This is a genomic window from Flavobacterium sp. (genome assembly GCF_043773265.1).
Taxonomy (GTDB): Bacteria; Bacteroidota; Bacteroidia; order Flavobacteriales; family Flavobacteriaceae; genus Flavobacterium.
The window spans coordinates 1-3,738 of the sequence record NZ_JAYVFH010000258.1 but is presented as its reverse complement, the minus strand read 5'-3'; the positions used below and the strand labels follow the sequence as shown (position 1 = coordinate 3,738).

General features: G+C 29.6%; 3 protein-coding genes and 3 pseudogenes. 5 read left to right on the top strand and 1 reads right to left on the bottom strand.

The features are described 5' to 3' along the window. The 5 genes and pseudogenes from ACH2BO_RS13790 to ACH2BO_RS13770 form a co-directional block, all read left to right on the top strand. Positions 1-88: pseudogene (locus ACH2BO_RS13790) on the top strand (nicotinic acid mononucleotide adenylyltransferase); the annotation flags it as partial. Positions 89-137: 49 nt separating this feature from the next. Next, the gene (locus tag ACH2BO_RS13785; protein WP_395045311.1) at positions 138-338 is read left to right on the top strand and encodes a hypothetical protein; all 201 of its coding nucleotides are present in this window, start codon (positions 138-140) and stop codon (positions 336-338) included. Continuing rightward, entirely contained in the window at positions 326-652 is a 327-nt protein-coding gene (locus ACH2BO_RS13780; protein WP_395045310.1) for a hypothetical protein, read from the top strand. The genes ACH2BO_RS13785 and ACH2BO_RS13780 overlap by 13 nt, the downstream gene beginning before the upstream one ends. A 142-nt stretch (positions 653-794) precedes the next feature. Then, a complete protein-coding gene (locus ACH2BO_RS13775; RefSeq protein WP_395045309.1) occupies positions 795-1,574 on the top strand; it encodes a type 1 glutamine amidotransferase domain-containing protein in 780 nt (259 codons plus the stop codon). Between the two features lie 7 nt (positions 1,575-1,581). Beyond that, positions 1,582-2,748, top strand: a pseudogene (locus ACH2BO_RS13770) (iron-containing alcohol dehydrogenase). 588 nt (positions 2,749-3,336) lie between these two features. On the opposite strand, the pseudogene ACH2BO_RS13765 reads toward ACH2BO_RS13770, so the two are convergent. Continuing rightward, a pseudogene (locus ACH2BO_RS13765) lies at positions 3,337-3,738 on the bottom strand (serine hydrolase); the annotation flags it as partial.

Below are 3,738 nucleotides of genomic sequence, written 5' to 3'. Positions count from 1 at the left end.
AAATATTAAGAATAAAAAGAATATTCAACCTTTACTTTCAGATAAAGTTTGGCAAGAAATTGATCATAATAATTATTATAAAAAATAACTTCAATTATTCTAAAATTATTTTTAAATTTGATTAAAATTTTGATAATATGAATGTTGCTACAAAAAAATCGGAGTTAATTAATTGGATTTCTTCAATCAATGATTCAAATTTGATAGATCAAATGGATGATTTTAGAAAAACTCATTCCTCTTTCAATTTCAAAAAAGAAATTAAATCAGCCATTTCATCTGAAGAATTAAAAAATAGAACGACTAAATTTATTAAATCTTTAGAATGGAAGAAATAAAAATCTTCTATAAACTTGAAGTTGAAAATTTTTTAAACAATTTAATTTATATTCTTTACAAAGAAGATTATTTCAATTACATTGAAAACGCTATTCAATATAAAGACAATATAATCGATTTTATTGACACAAATATTCATTCATTTCCACACAAATTAACTCCTTTACCATTATTTCATTTAGGTTCAAGCTATATTTTTTACAAAAGTAATTCTAGAACAACTTGGTATATTTTTTTCGAAAAAGAAGAAGACCAATATTTAATTACCAATATATCAAATAACCATACAGATATAGCAATGTATTTTTTGTAGACTTCTTAAATTTTAATTTCTCGTTAAACGTTAAATAGTTAATTTCTAATAAATAATGTGAAAATCATCTCACATAATTTGTGATTTTCTTCTTATTATGTTATTCCAAAACAAAGTAATTTTGTAACAAATAACAAAAAGTATGAAACAGTTGAAACTCTTATTAGCAATACCTTTGCTGTTCTTTAGTTGCAAAAATGTAATTGAAGAAAACAAAACATCACAAATTAAAAATCAAAGAGTTATGAAAAAAGTATTATTTGTAGTTACTAGTCACGACAAACTAGGAAATACAGGCGAAAAAACAGGATTTTGGACAGAAGAATTTGCTGCACCATATTACGAATTATCAGATAAAGGAATTATTATAGACGTTGCAACTCCACTTGGAGGACAACCACCAATTGATCCTAAAAGCGAAGCACCAGATGCAGTTACAGAAGCATCAACACGTTACCACAACGATAAAGAACTTTTGGAAAAAATGAAAAATACACATAAATTAGCAGATGTAAATCAAGCAGATTATGATGCTGTTTTTTATCCTGGAGGACACGGACCATTATGGGATTTAGCCGAAGATAAAAATTCAATTGCCTTGATAGAATCGTTTTACACTAATAATAAACCAGTTGCATTTGTATGTCATTCGCCTGGAGCTTTAAAAAATGTTAAAGTAAACGGAGCGTATTTAGTAAAAGGAAAAAAAGTTACAGGTTTTTCTAATACAGAAGAAGAAGCAGTTGGTTTAACTAAAGTAGTTCCTTTTTTACTAGAAGACAAATTAAAAGAAAATGGTGCAACTTATTCTAAAGTTGGCGATTGGCAACCTTATGCAGTAGAAGATGGATTGTTAATTACAGGACAAAATCCGGCATCATCTATTCTTGTAGCACAAAAATTAGTACAACACTTAAAATAAAATATAAATGAACAATTTTGAATTATACAATCCTACCAACTACGTTTTTGGTAAAGGACAAACCGAGAAATTATCTAAATTAATTCCTGCTGGTGCCAAAGTTTTATTGGCTTATGGTGGCGGAAGTATTTTTAAAAATGGCGTTCACAAAGCTGTTATTGCTGCATTAAAAGATTTTCAAATAATAGAATTTGGCTGAATTGAACCTAATCCAAGATTTGAAACATTATTAAAAGCGGTAGAAATTGTAAAAAATGAGAACGTAACATTCTTACTTGCAGTTGGTGGTGGAAGCGTAATTGATGGTGTAAAATTTATTTCTGGCGCAACACATTATGAAGGAAATGCTATAGATATTTTAAAAAATAAAGTATTGTTTACAGATTTGTCTAAAGTTATACCTTTTGGAACCGTTTTAACTTTGCCAGCAACAGGAAGCGAAATGAATTCTGGTGCAGTTGTAACCATTGAAGCAACGCAAGAAAAATTGGTTCTTGGCGGAAGTGCTTTGTTTCCAAAATTCTCAATTTGCGATCCAACAGTGGTTTCTTCTTTGCCTCAACGTCAAATAGAAAATGGAATTATCGATGCCTTTACGCACGTAATGGAACAATATTTAACGTATCCAATTGATGCGCTTTTACAAGACAGAATAGCCGAAGGAATTTTACAAACGCTAGTAGAAATTGGACCAAAAGTTGTAGCAAATCCAAATGATTATAAATTGGCTTCCGATTTTATGTGGTGTGCAACAATGGCATTGAACGGATTAATTCAAAAAGGTGTTCCTAACGATTGGGCAACACACATGATTGGTCACGAATTAACCGCACTTTACGAAATTGACCACGCTAGAACTTTGGCAATTATAGGTCCAAATTTATATAGAGTAATGTTTGAAACCAAAAAAGACAAACTAGCACAATATGGCGAAAGAGTTTTTAATGTAACAGGAAATTCTGTAGAGGAAAAAGCCAATCAAGCCATTGAAAAAACGGTAGAATTTTTTCACAAAATGGGAATGAAAACCAAGCTTTCAGAAAACACAAAAGAGTATTCTAAAACTGCCGATTTTATTGTTAATCGTTTCAGCGAAAGAGGTTGGAAAGCACTTGGCGAAAAACAAAATATTACTCTAGAAAAAGTTAAAGAAATCGTAGAAATGAGTTATTAGTAAATTTTATATTGTAATTCTAAACTTCTTGTCACACTGAGCGCAGTCGAAGTGCTGTATTAAAAAAGATGCTAAATCAAGTTCAGCATAAAAATCAAAAGCCATTCAAGATACAATCCTGAATGGCTTTTTTTCAACCCCAAAACAAAAATTTAACTAAATTTATTTTTAACTAACTCTTTAAATAACGTTGTATTGTTTTCTATATTGTGTTGAAAATCATAAAATTAAGTTAATTTTTTTAAGAGCCAATCCAGCTTTTCATTTCAAGTTTTTTATAATAATTACTATTTTTCTAAAACAATAAACGTGCTTCCGTTGGTCGCAGTTTATTGTTAAGAAAAATTAGCATCATTATAAAAAAGCTTTCCATTTTAATCTGGGCTAGTTATAAGTTTAACTTTCAAATTCTATTTTTTTAATACATTAATAAAAAAATAAATAATACCAAAAAACATAAAACCTAATCCACAAAGTAAACAAATTGTACTTATAGGATGTCCTAAAGTTGTTACAAATGCGAAGCCATTAATAATAAAACCAATACAAAAAATTAGTATTGATAAAAATATTTTCTTATTCATAAATCTACTTCTTAAAACTACCAATAATCTCTTTCAAAAACCCATTAAAATCAAAATCTTCACTCAATCCCATTCTAACAATTACTAAATTAAGTGACGGAATTATAAAAATTCGTTGTCCTTGAAAACCATTACAAGAATATAAATCTTTTGGTGCGTCTTTATATCTTTCGCCAGCATTTAACCAAAAATGTCCACCATATTTGCCTTGTGACGTATTAGTGGGCGTTCGCACATATTTTTCCCACGATTCGTCAAAAACTTGATCGCCATTCCAGTTTCCTTTGTGCAAATATAGCAGTCCAAATTTTGCCCAATCGCGGGCTGTTGCCCAACCATAACTGCTGCCTACAAAATTTCCTGACATGTCTTGTTCGACAATCATAGAGTTCATGCCGATGCGATC

What these genes read in the sequence shown, in the direction of transcription:
- ACH2BO_RS13785 (WP_395045311.1), top strand. Translation starts at nt 138, where the DNA reads ATGAATGTTGCTACAAAAAAATCGGAGTTAATTAATTGGATTTCTTCA.
- ACH2BO_RS13780 (WP_395045310.1), top strand. Translation starts at nt 326, where the DNA reads ATGGAAGAAATAAAAATCTTCTATAAACTTGAAGTTGAAAATTTTTTA.
- ACH2BO_RS13775 (WP_395045309.1), top strand. Translation starts at nt 795, where the DNA reads ATGAAACAGTTGAAACTCTTATTAGCAATACCTTTGCTGTTCTTTAGT.